Raw genomic sequence first — 23,111 nt, 5'->3', positions numbered from 1 at the left:
TGAATATGAAGATATGCTAGAATAAGAAAAAAGGAAGTGAATGTAGATGAAAAAAGCAGTCATATTTGATATGGATGGACTCATGATTGATAGTGAAAGAGTAACATATAATGAATATGTAAAAAAATTGGCGCAATTAGGGCACCATGATTTTACAGAAGAATTATATAGAAATTGTTTAGGAAAAAATAAACAGGGAATCTGTCAGGTATTTATTGACCATTATGGTCAAGACTTTCCTATGACAGAAGTCTGGGATGATGTTCATGTATGGATTGATGAAAGTTTAAGACAATATGTTCCAAAGAAAAAAGGATTAGTAGAATTATTAGAATACTTAAAAGCAAATAATTATAAAACAATTGTGGCAACATCAAGTGGGAGAGCACGTGTTGATGAAATCTTAAAAAATGCAGATCTAACAAAATATTTTGATGATACAATTTGTGGAGATGAGGTGACTCATGGTAAACCTCATCCAGAAATCTTCTTAACTGCGTGCCAAAAATTAGGTGTAGCACCTGAGGATGCCCTGGTTCTGGAAGATAGTGAAGCTGGAATTTTAGCGGCTTATGATGGACATATTGATGTGATTTGTGTGCCTGATATGAAATATCCTGAGCCACAATTCGTTGAAAAAGTAACAAAAATTGTTGATTCATTAGACCAAGTTATTGATTATTTAAAAATGCAATAAAAAAGAAAATCTTTTAAAAAGGTTTTCTTTTTTTTAATATTTCAATAGCTTCACTCACACTGTGAACACAGTATTGTGAACAATCTTGTAAAATTTTTGGAGCATCTACAAAAGTGATAGGAATATCAACATTTGTCAGCATAGGTATATCATTATAGGAATCGCCAATACCCGCTAAAGAAGTTATTTGATAATAGTCTTTAACTCTTTTTAATGCCTCCCCTTTAGAACAGCCCTTTGGCACAATATCTATAGAATCTTTGTTTTGAAAGGCTTCTATTTCTTTAAATGTTTGATTTATTTTTTGTGTTTCTTGTAATGCTGTTGTTTCATCATGAAAAACCAAAGAAATTCCATAAGCAGAATCCTCAAAATCTTGAAGGTCAGATATTAAATAACAATCATCTTCTACAAATTCTTTATCTGTTTTATATGTAAGATGATGACTAGCATGAATAATAATCAGGGCATGCTGATTATATTGATAAAATAACTGATGCAGTATTTGATAATCTACAAACTTTTCATAAATTACATGTAAAGCACGATCTAAAATAAGAGCTCCACTTGTTATAATATAGAAATCAGGATGAATCTGGTCAGATAGGTGTACAACACCCTGATAAGGACGACCACTACATAAACCAAAGAGATGCCCTTGATTTTGATAATTTTGTATAGCTTGGCAGTCTTGAATTGAAATTTGTGGATTTCTTTCATAGAAAAATAAAGTGTGATCAATATCACTTGCTAGAGCCTGCAACATCATAACCTCCTTTTGAATCACTTCTACTTTATAGAATAATGTAACAAATCAGTCTTGTCAAAAATAAATCTTTTTCATGTCAATTAAAACATGATATGATACATATAAGGAGGAAAACATCATGAAACCAAAAATACATTTTACAGCACCTTATCATTGGATTAATGATCCTAATGGTTTAATTTATTATAAAGGAAATTATCATATTTTTTATCAGCATTTTCCATATGAAAATTTTTGGGGAACAATGCATTGGGGACATGCAACAACAAAAGATTTTATTCATTTTCAGCATTATCCCATTGCTTTATATCCATCAAAAATTTATGATCGCAATGGTTGCTTTTCAGGTTCAGCCATTGAAAAAGATGGAAAATTATATCTTTATTATACGGCGATTCGCTACGCGAAAGAAAATCCTGAGTATGTACATATCCAATATAGTGATGATGATTTGATTGCATCACAGGCATTAATGATATCTGATGATGGTTTTCATTTTGATAATAAGGATGGAAAACAAAAGATTATTGATGTTATAGAAGATAAAACTTTAGGAGATGTGAGACATACAAGAGATCCTAAAGTGTGGAAAATGAAAAATGGGAAATATGCTTTAATTGTAGGTAGTAAAGTTCCAAGTGAAACAGGCTATTGTGGAGAAGTTTTATTATATGAAAGTGAAGATGCTATTCATTTTACATATAAGAATCGTTTTTTAGATGATCGCATTGGTGATATGTGGGAATGTCCTGATTTATTTGAAATCAATGGACAATACTTTATGATTTTTTCGCCAGAACATATTCGAGATTCACAGCCAGATAGTGTTGCCGTTATAATGCCAGTCAAATTTGATGAAGATACAATGACAATAACTCAACAAGGAGATTTCATGTATTTAGATTATGGGTTGGATTTTTATGCGCCTCAAACTTTTCTGGATGAGAATGGTCAACGCACAATGCTAGCTTGGATGCGTATGCGAGAACCAGTTGAAAATGAATCATGGACAGGATTATATATATTGCCAAGGGTTTTTGAATATAAAAATGATCATGTTTATCAGTCAGTACACCCACATGTTCAACAATACTTCCATCGTCAGGTAGATAGTGTCAGTTTGAAAGAACCGTTTTATATGCATGTCAAGTTATACTCAAATAGTCAAATTTGTTTGGGTGGCATGAAGCTTTTTATACAGGATGATTGCTTATGTTGTGATAGAACGGAAGTTTCTATTCAACATGATAAAGTTTGTAATGTGAATAAAACACCACCATTAAATGGACATTATGATTTAGAAATTTATTATGATTATCATATTTTTGAAATTTATATCAATGGTGGATACTATGTATTGAGTCAAATTGTCTATGACATCAATGATCATATTGATTATCAAAATGTAGATATCATAGAGATGAAAATGAATTAATGAAAAAAAGATTCTAACGATGAGTTAGGATTTTTTTATATGATAATCAATGACATTTGATTTATGATAGCTTATAATAAAATTATCAGCTTGCCCCTTGCAAAAATATCGGGGAGGGGGGGTATATAATAAAAAAGAAAGAGGAGGGATGATATGATAGAAATACGACACCTGACAAAAAAATATGGAGATTTTAAAGCAGTCGATGATGTTGAACTGATTGCTGAAAGTGGAAAGATTACCATCCTATTAGGACCTAATGGAGCAGGAAAATCAACCACAATTAAGAGTATAGCAAATCTTTTAAAGTTTGAGGGGAGTATTGACATTTGTGGTTATGATAATGCCTCAATTGAAGCAAAACGATGTTTTGGATATGTACCAGAAACACCAGTTCTCTATGATTTATTAACTGTTGAAGAACATATTGATTTTATTGGTCATGCCTATCAGATTGAAAACTATAAACAAAAAGCAGAAAAATATTTAGAATTATTTCAATTGACTGAAAAAAGAAAGAAGATGGCCAAAGAATTAAGTAAAGGTATGACACAAAAATTAAGTATGTTATTGGCCTTTATGATTGAACCAAAAGCATTATTGGTGGATGAGCCAATGGTGGGGTTAGATCCAGCAAGTATTGAAGAAACACTTAAATTATTAAGAAATATAGCTGATAATGGATGTGCCGTTTTAATCAGTACACATATTATTGATATTGTCAGTGATATTTTTGATGAAGCATATATTATGAAAGAAGGACATATTATCAAAAGAATCAAAAAAGATGAACTTCAAGAAGAGAGCTTAAAAGATTACTTCTTTGAATTAACTGAAGGAGAATAGTATGAAATCATTATGTTTATTATGGTTTATGAAAACAAAAGCGACAGTGAGAAATCTCTTTAAGAAGCCATCAAGTGCAATCTTTACGATCTTTATTGTTCTTTTATATGGTTTTGTATTTTATAGTTTCTTATTTTTGCCAAAAGATCAAAGTTATATGGCTGTGAATTTTGAATTGCATTCATCTATTTTACTATTTGTTGGATTTTTGGCTTTAATGTTATTTTCTACGATGCTTTCTTCAAGAAAAGCTTTGTTTTCTGGAGAAGATGCTTATTTCTTATTTAGTGGACCCTTTCATAAAAAGCAAATTATGACATTCTTAACATTTCAAACCTTTTTGCAATCCATATTATTATCATTTTTTGCATTGATTTTCTTTATTGGTATGAATATGGGAATGAGTGTAGATTTTGGATTTATAGGACTAGCATTATTAGGTAGTATGTTAACTATTATGATCTTTCTTGTTTTTATTGATTATAGCTATATTTTATCAATAGGTGATCAAAAATATAAAAAGATAAATTATATAATCGCAGGAATATTTGGGATTGTGCTGGTGATTATTTTAGGACTGACATATTTAGAAACAGGAAGGATTCAAACAATTATGATTGATTTTATTGAATCACCACTGTTTTATTTTGTACCTGTTTTTGGTTGGTTAAAGTTGACTTTGATTTCTTATGTGACCTCTCAAATGGGGATGGTTTGTTTAGGATTATTGCTTTTGGTTATAAGTTTAGTCATTATCTATCTATTATTTATTACTTACAAAGGTGATTTTTATGAACAGGCATTACAAGATTCATTAGAGTTATCTAAACAATTAAAAGAATTTAAAGCAGGTAATCAGGATGCTTTAAGAAATGTGAAAGTGAAAAAAACCAGTGTGAAAAGATTTTATGATGGTGCTTATGCAGTGTTATCAAAAAATCTATTATTGATGAAAAAGAAAGGGAATATAATCTCATGGAATGATATTATTTCCATAGGTATTTATCTGGTTATAACTATTTTTTCTGATTTAGGATTTGGTTTCTTTATTTATATGATGATAATCTGGTTATTTATGATGATGCAAACCAGTGATTTAGTAGGTGAATTAAAAAATTATCAGATCTATCTTATACCTGATAAACCCTATAAAAAGCTTATTGCTGTGATGATTCCAACTTTTATGAAAGTATCCATCATTGGAACTTTATCTTTTATTGTTGTGGGAATGTATTATCATGAAACATTTTTAACCATTTTCATGTATCTGATCAATATGTTTGGTTATATTTTTATTTTTATGAGTGCCAGTGTGCTGACAATACGATTATTAAAAAGTCGTACAACACAAGTCTTTGAAAACATGATGCGTATGTTGATTATGATTGTCAGTGCTTTACCAAGTGTTATACTAACAGTTATTTTTATGATGACGAATGCATTAACGCCAACGGTTCTTACTATGCTTTCAATGGCCTCATTAGCAATGAATTTTATATTAGCGCTTATTATTCTATGGGCATGTCAAGGTATGATGAATGGCAGGGAGTTAAAGAGTGAATAAAATAGATTTAACAGATATGAAAATCAAATGGAAAAGAAAAAATCAAATTCTTTTTTCAAGGGAAAGTGCCTGTTTACAGGATTTGTTGGCGGATATCAGAAAGCAATCTCATCAGACCCTCGTTTTGTGGGCAATGAAATTTGTGGAAGAAATCGTCATCACATTAGAAAATAAATATCCAGATGACAATCGACCTAGAGTCGCTATTGAAAAAACACGTCACTGGGCAAGAGGAGATATCAAAATGCCAGAAGCCAAAAAAGCTATACTTGATGTACATGCAATGGCTAAAGATATAACAGATGTATCAGATCAGGCTTTATGCCATGCGGTTGGACAGGGTTGTGGAACAGTTCATGTAGAAACACATGCGATTGGACTGGTTGTCTATGAATTAACAGCTATTGTCAGAAGGTATGGTATTGATGATTGTGAGCAGATGTTAATCAAAAGAATCAATGAATATCAGACATATCTTCCTGAATGTGCACAAAAGACACATCAGTATCAATGGGCAAAATTTATTAGTGATGACCCTCATGCGAATAAGGAATATTTATTAGGACTAAAAAAAGGATAAGTTTAAAATACCCCGTTATGAAAATAGACAAATAACGGGGTTTACTCTTATTCTTTTAATAGTTTTTGATGTAAATATTGAATTATATGTTCAATTTCTGCTTCATTTAATGAATAATAAATACGATTATTTTCTTTTCTAATACGAATAAAATCTCCATCCAATAAAGCATCCATATGATAAGAGATTGTTGGAGTTTTGAGATTCATAGCTTTCGCAAGTTCATGACCATACATAGATTTCTTTTTCAACAAAGTTAAAATTTCAAACTTGGATTTATCACTTAAGACTTTTAAAAAGTATTCTAATTTTTGTTGTTCACTACGTGATTCATGATATGAAGTTAATGCTGTATTTTCTAGACCTGCTCCTATTAATAAAATATAATGATAATCTTCAACCATTAATATAAGCTTATTGTAATTAACAAAAGTAGGATAAATAGAGATAGGAGTTTCATCTATTTTTAAACCAATATGTCCAAGAAGTTGATTTAAGTCATCTTGATTGATATTGTGAGTACAGTTAAAAAGCATAGGATTATAATCAATAGATTGATAAATCTCTTGAAACTGTTTAAAGATATCAAATAATCCATGAATCATTTTATCAGGATGATAAAGTGTTTCAATCAAATCCAATTTTGCTTCATTATCAATAGATAATTTTCTAATACTTTCAATATAATCATTTTGAAAATCAATAAATTTTAAAGTATCTTCTCTTAATTCCTTTGTATCAAAATGTGTAAATTTTTGAATTAGTTCTTCTTGCATATTTTGTTTTGGAAATTCACTGACAAAGAAAAATGCATTTAAAATAAAATCAGCCAAACATAAAATTTCATTATTATCTAATTGATATGATTGAAAATAAGTTTGCAGATTTTTTATTTTTTTAGCTTTTCTAACTAATACATCATGTTGTTTTTTTAGATTTTGAAAGTGTTCATTTTTTTGTTTGATATCTAATGAAATGGCTTTTGGACCATTCACACATTCAAATCCTAAATCTCTCCATTCCTTATACCATAAAGGTTCATTATATATTGTCTTTTTCATCTTGATCAATCACCTCATCAATAGAGTTATATAATAGAATTCCTCCTATTATCATAACAAATATTCCTGTAAAAATAAAAATATTTTGAATAGAAAATAAAGAACTCATGAAACTCATAAAAAATGAGACAAGAGGAATGGTAGAAACACCTAGAGAATTCATGATGCTTGTAAAACGTGATAAAAAAGATGAATGAACTTTTTGTAAGACCATGATTTGTGAATACATATTAGCAAAAACAACAATTATACCAAATAAAATAGCCAGTGTCATAATAAACAAAGATTTGATTATTGTGATAGGGATATAAGAGATAAGTATAGTCATGATATAGAAAAAACTCGCTCCAGCAAATAAAGACTGTATCATTTTTTTAGCATTCATATAAGAACTGATATAGGGATAAAGAGTCGCTCCTAAAACACTTCCTATACTAAATCCCATTGATAAGTAAGCAACCATCTGTGGACCACTGTGATAAACTTCAACGCTTAATGCACTGGAAAAGGCATTAATAGGAACTAAAAATGCATTGATACAACAACAAATCAAGCAAAGATAAATCAATGACTGTTTTGTTTGGGTATAGTGAAATCCTTCTTTTAATAAAGAAATCGTTGATTGCTTTTGAATATTTGAATTATCATGAAAATGAACATGACCAATCATAAGACCACTGACTATAAATGAAAGACAATCAATAATAAAAGTGATCATGATTCCAAAGCTATTTAATAAGATGCCAGCTAATCCCATACCAACAATTTCTAATGATTTAGATAGTGAGGTATGCAAAGATTGTGCAATGTCATATTTTTCCTTGGGAACTAAAGAAGCAATCATTGGTGTAGAAGAAGGAACTCTTAAGGTTTCTAAAATAGAAATCATAAATGTTGTGAACATAATGATATAAACATTTAATTGTTGAAACATATAGAAAAGAATAAGGAGTATAACTAATAATGAACGTAGAAAATCACTTAAAGCCATGATCCTTTTCTTATTTCTTTTTTCAATAAATGCTCCCATAAAAGGTGTCAAAAAAATAGTAGGCAAGTAGTTAATGCCAAAGTTGAAGGCAGAATACATAGCATCACCAGTGATTGCATAAACAAGCCATGTTAAAGCTAAAGCATCAATAGAGTCACCAAAACGATTGATTCCAGTGGCAATGGCTAACTTCAAGAATTCTTTTTCATCTTTTAGTGTCTGATATTTCATAACGCCCCTCCTTTATTAGATGAATATCTAATTATATATTCAGTGTATATAAAATTATAACAACTGTTAGATAAATGTCAATGTTTATATTAGATTATTATCTAATATATAAAGAATTGCTTTTTTGTTTGATTTGGTATTTAATAAAGAAAAGGGGGCTTATATCATGACAGATGAACAGATCATCATGCTTGTCTTTCTTATCATTGCTGGATTAGGATTGATATTTACTTTTATTGGAATATTCATCATATTATGGCAAAGAAGAAAGGTGAAACTTTGTCAAGAAATGACACACGGAATTGTTGTGGATTATTGTTATAGGGGAAATGGAGTGATTGTGCCAGTTGTTGAATATCATGTGCTTGGAGAAACTTATAAGAAAGTCAGAACTTTCCGTGGTTATATCACGAAAAGTTGGAGAAGAGATGGAGAACCATATGTACGAGTAACAAAAAATGATTGTTTATCCATTGCAGGTGGTAGGATGGGAAAAAGTGATGCACAGAATATGTGGCCATTAGGATCAAATATGGCTGTTTATTATCATCCAATGAAACCTAAAATGGCTTTTATTGAAAAAATACCTGAACATCAGTCAATTATGGCTATGATATTTATAGGTGTAGGCATTTTTTTGATTATCATTATGATGTTGATTGTTTACTTTATTTTATAAAAAGTTTTAAGAGAAAATATGTATAGGGAGTTTTATTATTATTCATTATAATGAATGATTTAAAAGTTGATGGATAGAAAAAGAAATATATAAATTTGAAATTTCATAAAAATAATTATTAAATTTTGAAAAAATAAAAATTTTTATTGACAAAATAAAAACATCCATGTATCATAAACGCATATTTAAAAAATCGTTGATCAGGAAGAGTAATTTCTTGAACGCTTCAAGCGAGGTAGTACAGAGTGGAAGACTACTAAGTGGAAAGGAATGAAACGCACCTGTGAGAGTCCATTGGAAATGAGAGTATAATGGAACGTAACCTGCGTTAAGGGATAGAGTGGTTAGTTTTTCTAACAACTAGAGTGGTACCGTGTATATGCACCTCTGGAGAAATCCAGAGGTTTTTTGTTTATAGAGAGGGTGATTGAATTGCGGCGATTGATAGAAAGAATGAATAAATATAATAAAAGAGAAATACAAAATAATGAAAAGGAGAATGAACAATGGAAAAGAAACAATATAAAAAAGTCGTATTAGCTTACTCAGGGGGATTAGATACATCAATTATTATTGCATGGTTAAAAGAAAATTATGGTTGTGAAGTGATTGCCGTAGCTGGAGATGTTGGTCAAGGAGATGAACTTGAAGGATTAGAAGAAAAAGCTTTAGCTACAGGAGCATCTAAATATTATTGTGCTGATTGTAAGGAAGAGTTTGTGAATGATTTTATTTTCCCAGCTATCAAAGCCAATGCTGTTTATGAAGGAAAATATCTTTTAGGAACTTCTCTAGCAAGACCGATCATTGCGAAAAAATTAGTAGAGATTGCCAAAAAAGAAGGTGCAGATGCCATTTGTCATGGTTGTACAGGTAAAGGAAATGATCAGGTCAGATTTGAACTGACAATCAAAGCCTTTGCTCCAGAATTAGATATTATTGCGCCATGGAGAGTATGGGAATTAAAGAGTAGAGAAGATGAAATTGAGTATGCTGAAGCTAGACATATTCCATTAAAAATCAATAAGGAAACAAATTATTCTAAAGATAAAAACTTATGGCATTTATCACATGAAGGATTAGATCTTGAAAATCCTGCTAATGAACCTATGTATGACAAGATTCTTGAATTAGGTGTCACACCAGAAAAAGCACCAGACAAGCCAACATACATTACCATTACTTTTGAAAAAGGAATTCCAGTTGCTTTAAATGGTGAAAAAATGAATGGTATTGATTTGATTACTGCTTTAAACAAAATTGGTGGAGAAAATGGTATTGGCATCATTGATATGGTTGAAAACAGATTAGTTGGTATGAAATCAAGAGGTGTTTATGAAACACCAGGTGGAACAATTCTTTATAAAGCACATGCTGATTTGGAAGAAATCACAATTGATAAAGAAACACAACATTTCAAATATCAGGTTTCTCAAAAGCTAGCAGATATTTTATATAACGGTCAATGGTATACACCACTAACAAAAGCATTACTTGCTTTTATTGATGAAACACAAAAGACAGTCAATGGAGAGGTGAAATTAAAACTATATAAAGGAAATATTATGGGAGCTGGTATGACTTCACCAGATACTTTATATAGTGAACAGACAGCCTCATTTGGAGAAGATGAAGATTATAATCAAATGGATTCTCAAGGATTTATTAATTTATATGGTTTACCTATTAAGGTGAAAGCTTTATTAGACCAACAAAGAAAGAAATAGGAGTTGAAAATATGGCGTTATGGGCAGGGAGATTTAAAAAAGAAATCAATGCTAATGTGAATGCTTTTAATTCATCCATATCATTTGATGCAAGAATGTATAAACATGATATTATGGGAAGTCAGGCACATGCTAAAATGCTCGCAAAACAAGGCATTATTTCTAGGCAGAATTTAACTGAAATATTAAAAGGATTGGATGACATATTATGTGAATTAGAAAATGGTGATTTGTTATTTGATCCTCATGCTGAAGACATTCATATGTTTATTGAAGCAGAACTCACAAAGCGATACCCAGAAAGTGGTAAAAAACTTCATACTGCCAGATCACGTAATGATCAGGTTGCTTTAGATTTAAGGTTATATACACGTGATGAAATCAAAGATATTCAGGGTATGTTGATGGAATTGATGCAAGTGCTTATCAATCAGGCTAAAGGGCATACACATACCATTATGTGTGGTTATACACATTTGCAACGTGCTCAGCCTATTACCTTTGCCCATCATTTAATGGCTTATGTAGAAATGTTTTATCGTGATTATACAAGATTGGATGATTGCATGAAACGACTCAATGTTTCACCATTAGGTAGTGGGGCATTAGCGACGACAACATATCCTATTGATCGTCATTTTGTAGCACAGGAACTTCATATGAATGATATTATGTATAACTCATTAGATGGTGTCAGTGATCGCGATTATGCAATTGAACTAGCCAATGATTTGGCTATGATTATGATGCATTTATCACGTTTAAGTGAAGAAATCATTTTATGGTGTTCATGGGAGTTTAAATATATTGAACTGGACGATGCTTATGCGACAGGATCAAGCATCATGCCACAAAAGAAAAATCCAGATATTGCGGAACTGGTTAGAGGAAAAAGTGCCAGAGTCATCAATGATGTTTCTACATTACTGACAATGATGAAAGGTTTACCGCTTGCTTATAATAAGGACATGCAGGAAGATAAGGAAACTTTATTTGATGCGATTGATCAGGTGAAATTATGTTTACCAGTCTTTAGTGATATGATCAACACAATGAAAGTGAATAAACAACGTATGCAAGAATGTGCAGCTAAAGGATTTATTAATGCAACGGATTGTGCAGATTATCTTGTGAAAAAAGGAAAAGCTTTTAGAGATGCTTACAAAACAACAGGAGAGCTTGTTGCTTATTGTATTGATCATGATGAAGTTCTTGAAACTCTTCCACTTGATATCTATAAGTCTTTTGATGAAGTTTTTGAAAAAGATGTTTATCAGGCTATATCACTTTTAACTTGTGTTGAAAATAGACTTGTTGATGGAGGACCTGCTCCTCAAACATGCCAAAAAGCCATCGCAAGAATGGAAAAACAATTGGAGGCGTTGAATCATGGTTAAAGTAGGAATTATCGGTGCCAGTGGATATGCTGGGGCAGAGTTATATCGTTTGTTGTTGAATCATCGACATGTTGAAATTGTTGCAATCAGCTCTCAAAGTTATGAAGGAAAGATGATTTCAGATTTATATCCATCATTTTATGGAGTCTTTGATATGACATTCACGAATGATCAGGAAGTCATTGAAAAAGCTGATATGATTTTTGCATCATTGCCTCATGGTCTCAGTGAAAAATATGCCAAACACTGTGATGAACAAGGAAAGAAGTTTATAGATTTAGGTGCAGATTTTCGTTTGGATCAAGAAAAAGATTATCAACAATGGTATCAACATGATTATCAATATCCACAATTACATGAAAAACAGGTTTATGGTTTAAGTGAAGTCAATCGTGAACAGATTAAACAGGCATCAATTATTGGAAATCCAGGATGTTACCCAACATCTATTACTTTAGGGTTATATCCATTATTAAAAAATCATATGCAAAAAGATGAAAAGATTATCATTGATTCCAAATCTGGAACAACAGGTGCTGGAAAATCTTTAACAGAAGATACCCATTTTCCTAAATGTAATGAATCATTTCATCCATATAAAATAGCAAGTCATCGTCATACACCTGAAATTGAACAGGAATTATCAAAGATGGCTCATCAGGCTGTTCATGTCATGTTTACACCACATCTATTACCTGTTAATCGTGGGATTATTTCAACAATATATGTTCCATTAAAAGATAATGTTGATTTTGATGATGTTTATGATATCTATCAAAAGACTTATCAGGTTGAGTATTTTGTAAGAGTTTTGCCAAAAGGACAAGTGGCTGATTTAAAATTTGTTCAATACTCTAACTTCTGTGATATATCTTTACATTATGATGAGAGATATCATCAGCTGATTGTTGTTTCAACAATAGATAATATGGTGAAAGGGGCAGCTGGACAAGCTATCCAAAATATGAATTTGATGTATGGTTTTGATGAAAAAGAAGGATTAATGATGGTACCAGCATCATTTTAAGGGGGAAAAATATGTTCAAAGATATAGATGGAGGTGTGTGTGCACCTATTGGTTTTCAGGCGGCAGGTATACACTGTGGTATTAGAAAAAATAAAAATAAAAAAGATTTAGCTTTAATTGTCAGTGATGTTATGAGTCATTGTGCCAGCACATATACTCAAAATAAGGTGAAAGGAGCACCTATTTATGTCACACAACAACACTTACAAAATCATGAAGCACAGGCTATTATCTGTAATAGTGGTAATGCCAATACATGCAATCCTGATGGCATTGAAATAGCAGATCAAATTTGTCAATTATGTGGAAATGAACTTCATATTGATGCAAATGACATTGTTGTGGCTTCAACAGGGGTTATTGGTCAACCTTTATATATTGAACCATTTGAAACACATATGAATCAATTGGTTCAATCCCTGTCAGCTAATGGAAGTACAGATGCCTGTGAAGGTATTATGACAACAGATACTGTGAAAAAAGAATATGCGGTTGAATTTGAACTTGATGGCAAGACTTGTCATATTGGAGCAATCGCAAAGGGGAGTGGGATGATTCACCCTAACATGGCTACAATGTTAGCCTTTGTGACAAGTGATGTTGCTATTTCTAAAGACATGTTAAATGAGGTTATTCATGAAATTGTTGATGATACATTTAATATGGTGAGTGTTGATGGGGATACTTCTACTAATGATATGTTGACATTAATGTGTAATGGTCTAGCTCAAAATAATGAAATTACACAAAAAGATGAAAACTATCAGTGCTTTAAAGAAGCATTGATGTATATTTGTACATGCTTATCTCAAGCGATTGCGAAAGATGGTGAAGGAGCAACAAAACTTTTAACTTGTAGCGTTTTACATGCCAAGACAAAAAAGGATGCAAAAATTGTTGCTAAATCTGTTATTACAAGTTCACTTTTGAAAGCTGCTATGTTTGGTGAAGATGCAAATTGGGGACGTATCTTATGTGCTATTGGTTATAGTGATGCTGATTATGATATTCAAAAAATTGATGTTGATTTTAAAAGTACAAAGGGGAAAATTCGTGTTTGTCAAAATGGTGGTGGATATCCTTTTAGTGAGGAAGAAGCTGCTCAGATCTTAAGTGAAGATGAGATAGAAATAATCATAGATTTACATGATGGAGATAATCAGGCAATTGCCTGGGGATGTGATTTAACTTATGACTATGTCAAAATTAACGGCGATTATCGCACATAAAGGGGAATAATTATGAATCAAAACGCAGTGATTAAAGCAGAAATTTTATCTCAGGCATTACCATATATTCAAAAATATCATGATAAAGTTGTTGTGATTAAATATGGTGGCAATGCCATGATTAATGAAGAATTAAAGATGAATGTGATTCAGGATGTCGTGTTATTATCAGAAATTGGGATTAAAGTCATTCTGGTACATGGTGGTGGACCAGAAATTAATCAGACATTAAAGAAGATGAATATTGAATCTCAGTTTATTCATGGTTTAAGATATACGGATGATGAAACAATGAATGTTGTGCAGATGGTTTTAGCTGGTAAAACAAATAAAGATCTTGTAAAATTAATTATGCAAAAAGGTGGCAATGCAGTAGGAATCAGTGGTATTGATAACCAGCTGATAGTTGCGAAAAAACATGAATCTCAAGATGATCTAGGATATGTAGGGGATATTGTCAAAATTAATGCTCATATCATTATAGATTTATTAGATAAAGGCTATATTCCAGTTGTTTCAAGTGTGGGGACTGATGAAACAGGACAGACTTATAATATTAATGCTGATACGGCAGCTGCTGAAATTGCAGCTGAAATCCAAGCAGAGAATATGATTTTGGTGAGTGATATACCAGGATTATTAATGGATAAAGATGATGAATCAACATTGATTCCTTTGGTTCATGTCTATGAAGTGAAAGGATTAACAGATAAAGGGATTATTAGTGGTGGTATGATTCCTAAAGTAGAATGTTGTGTGAGGGCCATTCGTGAAAATGTGAAAAAAGCAGTGATCATTGATGGTCGTATTCCTCATTCTATTTTAATTGAAATGTTATCTAAAGATGGTATTGGAACAATGTTTACAAGATAGGAGGATTATATGGTCAATTTAAAAAATAGAAGCTTTTTAACATTAAAAGATTATTCTAAAGAAGAAATTCGTTATTTATTAGATATGGCACATCGTTTAAAAAAGGCAAAGAAAAATGGAAGAGTTGGAACAGCATTAAAAGGAAAAAATGTAGTCTTATTATTTGAAAAAACATCAACACGTACACGTTGTGCCTTTGAAGTTGCCGCTTTAGATGAAGGTGGACATGTGACTTTTTTAAGCAATTCACAGATGGGGAAAAAAGAATCTTTAGAAGACACAGCGAAAGTTTTAGGAAGAATGTATGATGGTATAGAATTTAGAGGATTTGAACAAAAGACTGTTGAAGATTTAGCCAAATACTCAGGTGTCCCTGTATGGAATGGATTAACAGATGTTGATCATCCAACTCAGACATTGGCTGATTTTATGACTATTGAAGAACATTTGAATAAACCATTAGAAGAAGTCAAATTTGTTTTTACAGGAGATATTAGGAATAATGTCTGTTATGGGCTGATGTATGGTGCAATGAAAATGGGAATGCATTTTGTATGTTTAGGACCCAAAGATTTACAAATTGATCCTGAAGTTTTAGCGTATTGTCAACAGGAAGCACAAAAATCAGGTGGGAAAATAGAGGTTTTAGATAATGTTGATGAAGCAGTGAAAGATGCTGATGTCATTTATACAGATATTTGGGTTAGCATGGGAGAAGATGAATCTTTATATGAACCAAGAGTCAAAATGTTATCACCTTATAAAGTGACAACAGAAATGATGAAAAAAACGGGAAAAGAGTCTACACTTTTTATGCATTGTTTACCATCATTTCATGACTTTGAAACAGAAGTCGCTAAGGCTAAATATGAACAGGGAATTGATATTAGAGAAGTTGAAGATGAAGTTTTCAGATCATCACAATCTGTTGTTTTTGATGAAGCTGAAAATAGAATGCATACAATTAAAGCTGTCATGGTAGCCACAATTGGTAATTATTAGAAAAAGAAACTGTTAAGTTCTAAACTGATTAACAGTTTTTTCATATATTATCCACATCAAAGACTTATAATCATAGTGTATAAAAGATGGGAGAATAAAAAAATGAAAAAATTATTGTTAGTATTACTTGTTGTTTGTTTAAGTGGGTGTACACAAACAATTCAAAATGATCAGTTAAAAAATAGTCAATCCATAAAACAAGATGACAAACAAAAAGTTGTAGAAGCTGAAAAAGTACAACAGCTTATGGATGGGATAAAACAGACAATGCCTGAAGAGATATATCAGGAGTTAACAAATAAAAAAGTGGTTCATGAAATAGATGATATTATCACAATTGGCAATGATCAAAATAACCCTACTTTACGCTTGGATTTTGCTTATCAGGATGGTCAATTGGTTCAATTTGTTAATAAGGAATATGGTTTTTTAGATACATTACCAACACGTATGACAAGTGAACAACAAGCCAAAGAAACAGCACAGACTTTTGCGAAAGTTTTCTTGAATCAAGATATCAAGTTACAAAAAACAACAGCTTTAAGTGGCTATGACACTGACCAATATATAACATTTGAAGACGAGGATCATCACACATATCTTGTGGCATTAAATATTAATGTTTTATTGAAATATAATGAAAATTCATGATAAAGGAAACTTATTATATTTTTAGTATTGATAGTCAAGAAAATCTATGAATAGACTTAGCATAATGTTACATTTTTGTAATGTTGTGCTTTTTTCTTTTCGTAAAGATTTGAAATATATATAATATTTTTAAGAGGTGATGGAAATGGAAAAAATGCACATCATGATTGTAGAAGATGATGAAACACTTGCTAGAGAAATAAAAGATTTTTTGATGAGATGGGGATATTATGCTGTTATCGCAACACATTTTGAAAATATTGTTGAAGATTTTTATAATTATAAACCTCATCTTATTTTAATGGATATTAATTTACCGTATTATGATGGTTTTTACTGGTGTACACAAATTAGAAATACATCACAAGTTCCTTTGATTTTTATAAGCAGTCGTAATGATGATCATGATAAAATCAGAGCTATTCTTCAAGGTGGTGATGATTATGTCGATAAGCCATTTCATTTGGAATTGTTGAAGGCTAAGATTGAAGCTATTTTAAGAAGAACATATCAATATAAAGTTAAAGATCAAATGAGAATCAATGCCGATATTTATTATGATAAAACAAAGGGCAGCTTGTTTTATCATGAACATGAGATTCATCTGACAAAATCAGAAAGTCAGATAGTTTGTCTTTTATTAGAATCTCAAGGAGCCATAGTCACAAGACAGGCATTAATGGAAGCGTTGTGGAATACTGATGAATTTATTTCAGATAATTCTTTAACAGTGCTTATTTCCAGATTGCGTACAAAATTAAAAGATGAATGTCATCAGGATATTATTTGTACAAAGAAAGGACAGGGATATTATATATCATGATTTATTTACGAAAATATAGTCGCTATATCCTTGTCATAACCTTGATTATATTGGCGTATAATCTCTATTTTATTTATCTTGTTCCTGGAGCTAATACACAATATCTGATTTATTTTGATGTTGTTGTAGGGGTATGTCTTCTTTTTTTCATTTTTTTAGACTTTATGCATGAAAAATACCGTTTAGATAAGAAAAAGGATTATTTACAATCAAAAGAAGTCATTTGTTTTGAGTTTGATCATTTTGATAATATTGATATTGCCTATCACGATGTTCATGTTCTTCAAAAGCAGCTAGATGAAATATATCAAGTCAATAATGATTTACAGGATTATATGACAAAATGGTGCCATGAAATTAAAATTCCATTATCAGCTAGTTTATTGATCAATCAGAAAAATACAGATTATCAACAAAAACAAAATATGCAGGAACAGTTAGAAAAAATGAACCAGTATCTGAATCAAATCATGGTAGTGAGTCGTATTCAAAGTCAGATTCATGATATATACATTAAACCGGTTTCATTAAAAGACAGTGTTTATCAATCCATCAAGAATAATCAATTCTTTTTGATTAATAAGCATTTTGAAATGGATGTAAATGTAGAGAATTTACAGATATATAGTGATAAAACATGGCTCATCTATGTCTTGGATCAGATTATTAATAATGCCATTAAATATGCCAAAGAGTCACCTCAATTAAAAATCTGGAGTGAACATCATGAAGAGCAGATCAATTTATATATTGAAGACAATGGAGAAGGTATTCAATCACAAGATTTGCCTAGAATTTTTGAAAAAGGATTTACTGGTCAAAATCATCATAATGGACAATATAAATCTACTGGAATGGGATTATATATGGTGGAAAAAGTCATTTCTCAATTAGGACATTCTATTGAAGTAGATAGTGCTTTTCAAGAGTTTACCCGTGTTCATATAACATTTCGGGATCAAAGAGATTATTTTTATCGCTAACCTTTCAGTCAATGTAAGATATAAATAGATATTGTTATCAAGATGTAAGGATTTCTCATCAATGATATCTTAAAATGGAAAGTGTTAGGAGGAATGATTTATGGATAAGAAAAAAGTTGTTGAAATCAAAGGGTTAGTCAAAAACTATGGAACAAGAGGTTTTCAAACAAGAGTCTTAAAAGGTATTGATTTAACCATTTATGAAAATGATTTTATTGCGATTATGGGACCGAGTGGAAGTGGAAAGACAACGTTGTTGAATATTTTATCAACGATTGATAAACCGACACAAGGAACAGTTCTATTAGATGGTAAAGATGTTACAAAGTTAAAAAATAAAGAATTATCGCAGATTCGAAGAGATAAGATTGGTTTTATTTTTCAGGATTATAATTTATTGGATACAATGACTTTACAAGATAATATTTCCTTGCCATTATCATTAAATGGTGTTTATTCTCAGGAGTGTATATCAAAATGCCAGGCTTTAGCACAGGTTTTTGGATTAAAGGAGCATTTAAAGAAATATCCTTACCAATTATCAGGCGGACAAAAACAAAGAGGAGCCACTTGTCGTGCATTAATCAGTGAACCTGAAATCATATTTGCAGATGAACCAACGGGCGCTCTCGATTCAAAATCAAGTCGTGATTTACTGGAACGTCTTAAAATGGTCAATGATGAAGGAAAAGCGACTATCTTAATGGTGACACATGATGCTTTAAGTGCTTCGTATGCTAAAGATGTTTATATTTTAAGTGATGGTATGATGAAATGTCGTTTAACGCGAGGAGATTCTCGTAAAGAATTTTATGATCGTATCATTGATATGCAAGTGTCTATGGGAAGTGATTTTTCATGAGCTTAGCTAAATTATCCATCATGAACTTCAAAGCAAGTTTTAAAAATTATGTTTCATTGATTATATCATTAGCATTTACAGTTCTTATTATTTTTAATTTCTTTAATCTTATGGATTCTTCTATTATGGAATCATTAGGAAAAATAAATAGTCAAAATATAAAGATTGTAATTCAATGTGTGATTGTTGTTTTAAGCTGTTTTATGTTTTTCTTTATCTGGTATGCTACAAACGTTTTTTTAACCAAACGTAAAAAAGAGATTGGTGTCTATGTTTTTATGGGACTCACAAATCAGAGAATCGGAAAACTTTATATGTTGGAAACAATGCTGATTGGTCTTGTTGCTTTGGTTATGGGAATCGGTTTTGGCATTTTAATATCTCAGTTGTTTACAATGACTTTAGTAACGATTTCTGATATCGAAGTCAATCTTTCTTTTGAAATTTCATTGTCAGCCATTTTATGGAGCAGTTTGATTTACTTTATTGTTTACATGATTTTTGTTTTCAAAGGATACATCAATTTAGTAAGAAGCAGTGTTTTAGATATGGTCAGTGCCAATCGTCAAAATGAATATGTGAAACAAAATAAAGTGATTCTCTTTTTAAAAGCCATACTTGGAATTATCATTCTGATTTTAGGATATTATTATGCCATTAAAGAAGGTGGCATGGAAACAATGGCTAATGCCTTATTAGCAGTTATTTTGGTCATCATGGGTGTCTATTTGCTCTTTGGTGGTTTCATTCCATTGATTTATCAGACATTGGCTTCCAATAAAAAATTTCTATACAAGAAACAAAGAACCTTATGGATCAATCAGATTATCTTTCGTATGAAGAAAAATTATCGTACTTATGCGATTGTAACAGTATTAATGATATGTGCAGTCACAGCATTAGCTACAGGTGTAGCTATGCATGAACGTTGTCAGATGATACATGATTTTGAAAATGTCTATACGTATCAGATTTTTTCTCAACAGGCTAATCTCCAAAATGAATTTATGCAAGTGATAGAAGAACATAATGATGTGCAGTATAGTTCCTATATTGAAATGTTGCAGATTGAGGGAAGTTATGCCAGTACAACACATCAAAAGAATACATTTGCTTTGATTCCTTATTCTCAACTCAAAGAATTAGCTCAAGATTCTCATCAGACATTTGAACTTAAACAGCCAAAAAATGATGAAGTGATTGATTTAGCTCATCAATATATCCTTTCATTAATAACAACGGATGAATTAGAAGATGTACAGATACAAAATCAAGTCTATGATACAATTCAAAGAACAACAGTACCATATTTAGGGTATTTACAGGAACAGGTTTCTTTCTATTGTGTCAGTGATGAAGAATATGAAAGATTGAAATCTGCAGGAGCATCTTTATATGTCTATAATTATAAGATTGAGAATACCAAAATGCTGAATGCATCTGTTAATGATATTCAACAACATCAGGATTGTGCAGGTCTCATTAAAATTGATCCGCAAAATGATTCTAATCAATGGATTCAAATGCTTTATCCTGTTTGTATCTTTATGTTTATGGTCTTTATCTTTGCCAGTGGCAGCATTATCTTTATGAAATTATATAATGATGCTTTTGAAGAAAAAGAACGTTATCGTGTTCTAAGAAAAATAGGGATTAGTACAAAAACATTAAAAGCAGGTGTGCAAAAAGAATTGTTATTGACATATATTGTCCCATTTGTGCTTATGTGTCTTTCTTCTTATTTTTCAGTGCATGCATTGGCAAATATGATGCAGACTGATTTGTTATCGGTCAATATATTGAGTGTAGGTGTCATTGCTATATTCTTTGTTGTATGTTATGGCTTATCAGTTGTTATATACTGTCAAAATGCAGGTATTTATGAAAAAGGATTCTAGTATCTCATCTAGAATCTTTTTTATTCAAAATATAAAACCATATCATACCAAGTTTCATTCGCAAGTGTTGATTGAGATAGACCAAGATTCATAAATCCAAACTTTTCATAATAATGAATGAGTTCCTCTTTACAAGTTAAAATACAACCTTTACGATTTTGTTTTCTTGCATCCTCAATCAGCTGATACATCAGCTTTGAATCATAACCATGATTTTGGTGCTTTAATGATGTATTGACACCTAAAATAGCTTGCCACTTTCCATTTTCATTATGAACACGAGGATCATGAAAACATAACATCCTGAATGCGAGAATGATCAGTCACAGGACCATTGATAAAAGCAAGGATTTCTTTTTGGTCTTCCATAATCCAAAAGTGTTGAGGATATGTTTCTAATCTGTGTTTGTATTCAATTTCTGATATTCTTTCTTCAGGTGGATAACACTCATTACATATTTGCACAAGCATAGATAAATCTTCTAGACGAGCATGACGTATCATCATAAAGTTTTTCCGCATATTTAATAAATTTATATTTATTATAAAGTGTTAACTTTATTTTGAAAATATATATGGCATATAAAAAAAATAAAATCTAAAGCTATATGTTTTGATAAAAAAGTAGTATGATAATCATAGAGGTGAAATAGGATGGAAAAAAGGAAGTTTGAAAAATTAGGAATTGAATCATCATTACTAGGTTTTGGATGCATGCGTTTTCCTTTAGATGAAAATGGGAATATTGAAGAAAAAGAAGCTGAACAAATGTTAGACATGGCGATTGCAAATGGAGTCACTTATATTGATACAGCATATCCATATCATAATGGAGATAGTGAACCATTTGTGGGAAAAGTCTTGAAAAAATATGATAGACATCAATATACATTAGCGACAAAATTGCCAATTTGGAATGTCAATAGCCAACAGGAAGCCAGAGAAATCTTTGAATCACAACTACAAAGATTAGATATAGATTATGTAGATTTTTATTTGTTGCACGCTTTAGATGAAAAGAAATGGGAAAAAGTATTAGAATATCATATTATTGAATTATGTGAACAATTAAGACAGGAAGGAAAAATTAAATATTTAGGATTTAGTTTCCATGATGAATATCCTGTTTTTGAAAAAATATTAAAAGCTCATGATTGGGATTTTTGCCAGTTACAGTTAAATTATATGGATATGAATATTCAGGCTGGACAAAAGGGTGTTGATTTAGCCAACCAATTAGGAGTACCTATTGTTGTTATGGAGCCTATTAAAGGTGGAAGTTTGGCTACTTTACCACAAGATGTGACACAAATGTTTAAGGATTATGATGCAGATAGAACTTTAGCATCTTGGGCATTAAGATATGTAGGAACTTTACCTGGTGTAAAAGTCATCTTAAGTGGGATGTCAACATTATCACAGGTTGAAGATAATTTAAAAACTTTTGAAGATTATCAGAATTTAAATGATGAAGAAATGAATATTGTTCAAAAGGTTGCAAATACATTACATGCTCGTACAAGAAATGGATGTACAGGTTGTGGATATTGTATGCCTTGTCCTTTTGGTGTTGATATACCTGCTAACTTTAGATATTGGAATAATTGTTTTGTTTATGATGATGAAAAATTATTTAAAGGAAAATATGAGAAAATGGAAGATCAGGCTAAGGCCAGTCATTGTCAGCAATGTGGAGCTTGTGAAAGAATGTGTCCACAACAATTACCAATTAGAGAGGATTTAAAACGTGTTGTACAAGATTTTGAGAGATAATCCATCTCTCTTT

23 protein-coding genes and 1 other annotated feature are annotated in these 23,111 nt (G+C 31.1%); of the genes, 18 read left to right on the top strand and 5 right to left on the bottom strand.

The window, feature by feature from the left end:
* Window positions 1-46 precede the first annotated feature (46 nt).
* A complete protein-coding gene (locus E0K96_RS03105; protein WP_168081090.1) occupies window positions 47-697 on the top strand; it encodes an HAD family hydrolase in 651 nt (216 codons plus the stop codon).
* A gap of 13 nt (window positions 698-710) precedes the next feature.
* Here the strand turns inward: E0K96_RS03105 and E0K96_RS03100 are convergent, their stop codons facing one another.
* Window positions 711-1,463, bottom strand: a complete 753-nt coding sequence (locus E0K96_RS03100) for an HAD-IIB family hydrolase (protein ID WP_168081088.1) — start codon at window positions 1,461-1,463, stop codon at window positions 711-713.
* 121 nt (window positions 1,464-1,584) lie between these two features.
* On the opposite strand from E0K96_RS03100, the gene E0K96_RS03095 reads away from it, so the two are divergent.
* The 4 genes from E0K96_RS03095 to E0K96_RS03080 all read left to right on the top strand — a co-directional run bounded on the left by E0K96_RS03095 (window position 1,585) and on the right by E0K96_RS03080 (window position 5,891).
* On the top strand, window positions 1,585-2,901 hold the full coding sequence (locus tag E0K96_RS03095; RefSeq protein ID WP_168081086.1) for a glycoside hydrolase family 32 protein: 1,317 nt from the start codon (window positions 1,585-1,587) through the stop codon (window positions 2,899-2,901).
* A 153-nt stretch (window positions 2,902-3,054) separates the two neighbouring features.
* Window positions 3,055-3,747: an ABC transporter ATP-binding protein gene (locus tag E0K96_RS03090; protein WP_087243664.1), complete on the top strand. Its 693-nt coding sequence runs from the start codon at window positions 3,055-3,057 to the stop codon at window positions 3,745-3,747.
* A gap of 1 nt (window position 3,748) precedes the next feature.
* On the top strand, window positions 3,749-5,311 hold the full coding sequence (locus E0K96_RS03085; protein WP_087297609.1) for a putative ABC exporter domain-containing protein: 1,563 nt from the start codon (window positions 3,749-3,751) through the stop codon (window positions 5,309-5,311).
* A complete protein-coding gene (locus tag E0K96_RS03080) occupies window positions 5,304-5,891 on the top strand; it encodes a putative immunity protein (RefSeq protein WP_206080555.1) in 588 nt (195 codons plus the stop codon). Before E0K96_RS03085 ends, E0K96_RS03080 begins: the two co-directional genes overlap by 8 nt.
* A 47-nt stretch (window positions 5,892-5,938) precedes the next feature.
* On the opposite strand, the gene E0K96_RS03075 is transcribed toward E0K96_RS03080, so the two are convergent.
* Window positions 5,939-6,952, bottom strand: a complete 1,014-nt coding sequence (locus E0K96_RS03075) for an ArsR/SmtB family transcription factor (protein ID WP_168081084.1) — start codon at window positions 6,950-6,952, stop codon at window positions 5,939-5,941.
* Window positions 6,933-8,174 carry an MFS transporter gene (locus tag E0K96_RS03070; protein WP_168081082.1) on the bottom strand — a complete coding sequence of 414 codons (1,242 nt, stop codon included), beginning with the start codon at window positions 8,172-8,174 and terminating at the stop codon, window positions 6,933-6,935. Before E0K96_RS03070 ends, E0K96_RS03075 begins: the two co-directional genes overlap by 20 nt.
* 166 nt (window positions 8,175-8,340) lie before the next feature.
* Here E0K96_RS03070 and E0K96_RS03065 point away from each other — a divergent pair, with 166 nt between their 5' ends.
* The 12 genes from E0K96_RS03065 (at window position 8,341) to E0K96_RS03010 (ending at window position 21,325) form a co-directional block, all read left to right on the top strand.
* On the top strand, window positions 8,341-8,853 hold the full coding sequence (locus E0K96_RS03065; RefSeq protein ID WP_168081080.1) for a hypothetical protein: 513 nt from the start codon (window positions 8,341-8,343) through the stop codon (window positions 8,851-8,853).
* A 187-nt stretch (window positions 8,854-9,040) separates the two neighbouring features.
* Window positions 9,041-9,245: a binding site (T-box leader), on the top strand.
* 114 nt (window positions 9,246-9,359) lie between these two features.
* Window positions 9,360-10,580, top strand: coding sequence for an argininosuccinate synthase (locus E0K96_RS03060; protein ID WP_168081078.1), 1,221 nt, complete (start codon window positions 9,360-9,362; stop codon window positions 10,578-10,580).
* A gap of 11 nt (window positions 10,581-10,591) precedes the next feature.
* Window positions 10,592-11,977: an argininosuccinate lyase gene (gene argH / locus E0K96_RS03055; RefSeq protein WP_087297745.1), complete on the top strand. Its 1,386-nt coding sequence runs from the start codon at window positions 10,592-10,594 to the stop codon at window positions 11,975-11,977.
* Window positions 11,970-13,004, top strand: a complete 1,035-nt coding sequence (argC, locus tag E0K96_RS03050; protein WP_168081076.1) for an N-acetyl-gamma-glutamyl-phosphate reductase — start codon at window positions 11,970-11,972, stop codon at window positions 13,002-13,004. The genes argH and argC overlap by 8 nt, the downstream gene beginning before the upstream one ends.
* 11 nt (window positions 13,005-13,015) lie before the next feature.
* Window positions 13,016-14,233, top strand: coding sequence for a bifunctional glutamate N-acetyltransferase/amino-acid acetyltransferase ArgJ (gene argJ / locus E0K96_RS03045; protein WP_168081074.1), 1,218 nt, complete (start codon window positions 13,016-13,018; stop codon window positions 14,231-14,233).
* 12 nt (window positions 14,234-14,245) lie between these two features.
* Window positions 14,246-15,106, top strand: a complete 861-nt coding sequence (argB, locus tag E0K96_RS03040) for an acetylglutamate kinase (RefSeq protein ID WP_168081072.1) — start codon at window positions 14,246-14,248, stop codon at window positions 15,104-15,106.
* A gap of 9 nt (window positions 15,107-15,115) precedes the next feature.
* On the top strand, window positions 15,116-16,108 hold the full coding sequence (gene argF / locus E0K96_RS03035; RefSeq protein ID WP_168081070.1) for an ornithine carbamoyltransferase: 993 nt from the start codon (window positions 15,116-15,118) through the stop codon (window positions 16,106-16,108).
* Window positions 16,109-16,210: 102 nt separating this feature from the next.
* The gene (locus E0K96_RS03030) at window positions 16,211-16,759 is read left to right on the top strand and encodes a hypothetical protein (RefSeq protein WP_168081068.1); all 549 of its coding nucleotides are present in this window, start codon (window positions 16,211-16,213) and stop codon (window positions 16,757-16,759) included.
* 145 nt (window positions 16,760-16,904) lie between these two features.
* Window positions 16,905-17,582, top strand: coding sequence for a response regulator transcription factor (locus tag E0K96_RS03025; RefSeq protein WP_224762493.1), 678 nt, complete (start codon window positions 16,905-16,907; stop codon window positions 17,580-17,582).
* Window positions 17,579-18,565, top strand: a complete 987-nt coding sequence (locus E0K96_RS03020) for a sensor histidine kinase (protein ID WP_168081066.1) — start codon at window positions 17,579-17,581, stop codon at window positions 18,563-18,565. Before E0K96_RS03025 ends, E0K96_RS03020 begins: the two co-directional genes overlap by 4 nt.
* 100 nt (window positions 18,566-18,665) lie before the next feature.
* Window positions 18,666-19,427, top strand: coding sequence for an ABC transporter ATP-binding protein (locus E0K96_RS03015; RefSeq protein ID WP_168081064.1), 762 nt, complete (start codon window positions 18,666-18,668; stop codon window positions 19,425-19,427).
* Entirely contained in the window at window positions 19,424-21,325 is a 1,902-nt protein-coding gene (locus E0K96_RS03010; protein ID WP_168081062.1) for an FtsX-like permease family protein, read from the top strand. Before E0K96_RS03015 ends, E0K96_RS03010 begins: the two co-directional genes overlap by 4 nt.
* Before the next feature lie 20 nt (window positions 21,326-21,345).
* Here the strand turns inward: E0K96_RS03010 and E0K96_RS12160 are convergent, their stop codons facing one another.
* Together E0K96_RS12160 and E0K96_RS12155 are read right to left on the bottom strand one after the other, a co-directional pair.
* A complete protein-coding gene (locus E0K96_RS12160) occupies window positions 21,346-21,627 on the bottom strand; it encodes a GNAT family N-acetyltransferase (RefSeq protein ID WP_240924414.1) in 282 nt (93 codons plus the stop codon).
* Complete coding sequence (locus E0K96_RS12155) at window positions 21,611-21,832, bottom strand: GNAT family N-acetyltransferase (RefSeq protein WP_240924413.1); 222 nt, start codon at window positions 21,830-21,832, stop codon at window positions 21,611-21,613. The genes E0K96_RS12160 and E0K96_RS12155 overlap by 17 nt, the downstream gene beginning before the upstream one ends.
* A gap of 147 nt (window positions 21,833-21,979) precedes the next feature.
* Between E0K96_RS12155 and E0K96_RS03000 the strand changes: the two genes are divergently transcribed.
* On the top strand, window positions 21,980-23,098 hold the full coding sequence (locus E0K96_RS03000; RefSeq protein ID WP_168081060.1) for an aldo/keto reductase: 1,119 nt from the start codon (window positions 21,980-21,982) through the stop codon (window positions 23,096-23,098).
* Window positions 23,099-23,111 lie beyond the last annotated feature (13 nt).

This window comes from Massilimicrobiota sp. SW1139, assembly GCF_012027715.1.
GTDB lineage: Bacteria > Bacillota_I > Bacilli_A > Erysipelotrichales > Coprobacillaceae > Allocoprobacillus > Allocoprobacillus merdigallinarum.
The sequence above is the reverse complement of the archived record's forward strand: the minus strand, read 5'-3'. Positions and strand labels throughout refer to the sequence as shown.

Excerpts from the sequence above, each read along its gene's own strand:
- E0K96_RS03105 (WP_168081090.1), top strand. The coding sequence starts at position 47 with ATGAAAAAAGCAGTCATATTTGATATGGATGGACTCATGATTGATAGT.
- E0K96_RS03100 (WP_168081088.1), bottom strand. The coding sequence starts at position 1,463 with ATGTTGCAGGCTCTAGCAAGTGATATTGATCACACTTTATTTTTCTAT.
- E0K96_RS03095 (WP_168081086.1), top strand. The coding sequence starts at position 1,585 with ATGAAACCAAAAATACATTTTACAGCACCTTATCATTGGATTAATGAT.
- E0K96_RS03090 (WP_087243664.1), top strand. The coding sequence starts at position 3,055 with ATGATAGAAATACGACACCTGACAAAAAAATATGGAGATTTTAAAGCA.
- E0K96_RS03085 (WP_087297609.1), top strand. The coding sequence starts at position 3,749 with ATGAAATCATTATGTTTATTATGGTTTATGAAAACAAAAGCGACAGTG.
- E0K96_RS03075 (WP_168081084.1), bottom strand. The coding sequence starts at position 6,952 with ATGAAAAAGACAATATATAATGAACCTTTATGGTATAAGGAATGGAGA.
- E0K96_RS03070 (WP_168081082.1), bottom strand. The coding sequence starts at position 8,174 with ATGAAATATCAGACACTAAAAGATGAAAAAGAATTCTTGAAGTTAGCC.
- E0K96_RS03065 (WP_168081080.1), top strand. The coding sequence starts at position 8,341 with ATGACAGATGAACAGATCATCATGCTTGTCTTTCTTATCATTGCTGGA.
- E0K96_RS03060 (WP_168081078.1), top strand. The coding sequence starts at position 9,360 with ATGGAAAAGAAACAATATAAAAAAGTCGTATTAGCTTACTCAGGGGGA.
- argH (WP_087297745.1), top strand. The coding sequence starts at position 10,592 with ATGGCGTTATGGGCAGGGAGATTTAAAAAAGAAATCAATGCTAATGTG.
- argC (WP_168081076.1), top strand. The coding sequence starts at position 11,970 with ATGGTTAAAGTAGGAATTATCGGTGCCAGTGGATATGCTGGGGCAGAG.
- argJ (WP_168081074.1), top strand. The coding sequence starts at position 13,016 with ATGTTCAAAGATATAGATGGAGGTGTGTGTGCACCTATTGGTTTTCAG.
- argB (WP_168081072.1), top strand. The coding sequence starts at position 14,246 with ATGAATCAAAACGCAGTGATTAAAGCAGAAATTTTATCTCAGGCATTA.
- argF (WP_168081070.1), top strand. The coding sequence starts at position 15,116 with ATGGTCAATTTAAAAAATAGAAGCTTTTTAACATTAAAAGATTATTCT.
- E0K96_RS03030 (WP_168081068.1), top strand. The coding sequence starts at position 16,211 with ATGAAAAAATTATTGTTAGTATTACTTGTTGTTTGTTTAAGTGGGTGT.
- E0K96_RS03025 (WP_224762493.1), top strand. The coding sequence starts at position 16,905 with ATGGAAAAAATGCACATCATGATTGTAGAAGATGATGAAACACTTGCT.
- E0K96_RS03020 (WP_168081066.1), top strand. The coding sequence starts at position 17,579 with ATGATTTATTTACGAAAATATAGTCGCTATATCCTTGTCATAACCTTG.
- E0K96_RS03015 (WP_168081064.1), top strand. The coding sequence starts at position 18,666 with ATGGATAAGAAAAAAGTTGTTGAAATCAAAGGGTTAGTCAAAAACTAT.
- E0K96_RS03010 (WP_168081062.1), top strand. The coding sequence starts at position 19,424 with ATGAGCTTAGCTAAATTATCCATCATGAACTTCAAAGCAAGTTTTAAA.
- E0K96_RS12160 (WP_240924414.1), bottom strand. The coding sequence starts at position 21,627 with ATGTTATGTTTTCATGATCCTCGTGTTCATAATGAAAATGGAAAGTGG.
- E0K96_RS12155 (WP_240924413.1), bottom strand. The coding sequence starts at position 21,832 with ATGATGATACGTCATGCTCGTCTAGAAGATTTATCTATGCTTGTGCAA.
- E0K96_RS03000 (WP_168081060.1), top strand. The coding sequence starts at position 21,980 with ATGGAAAAAAGGAAGTTTGAAAAATTAGGAATTGAATCATCATTACTA.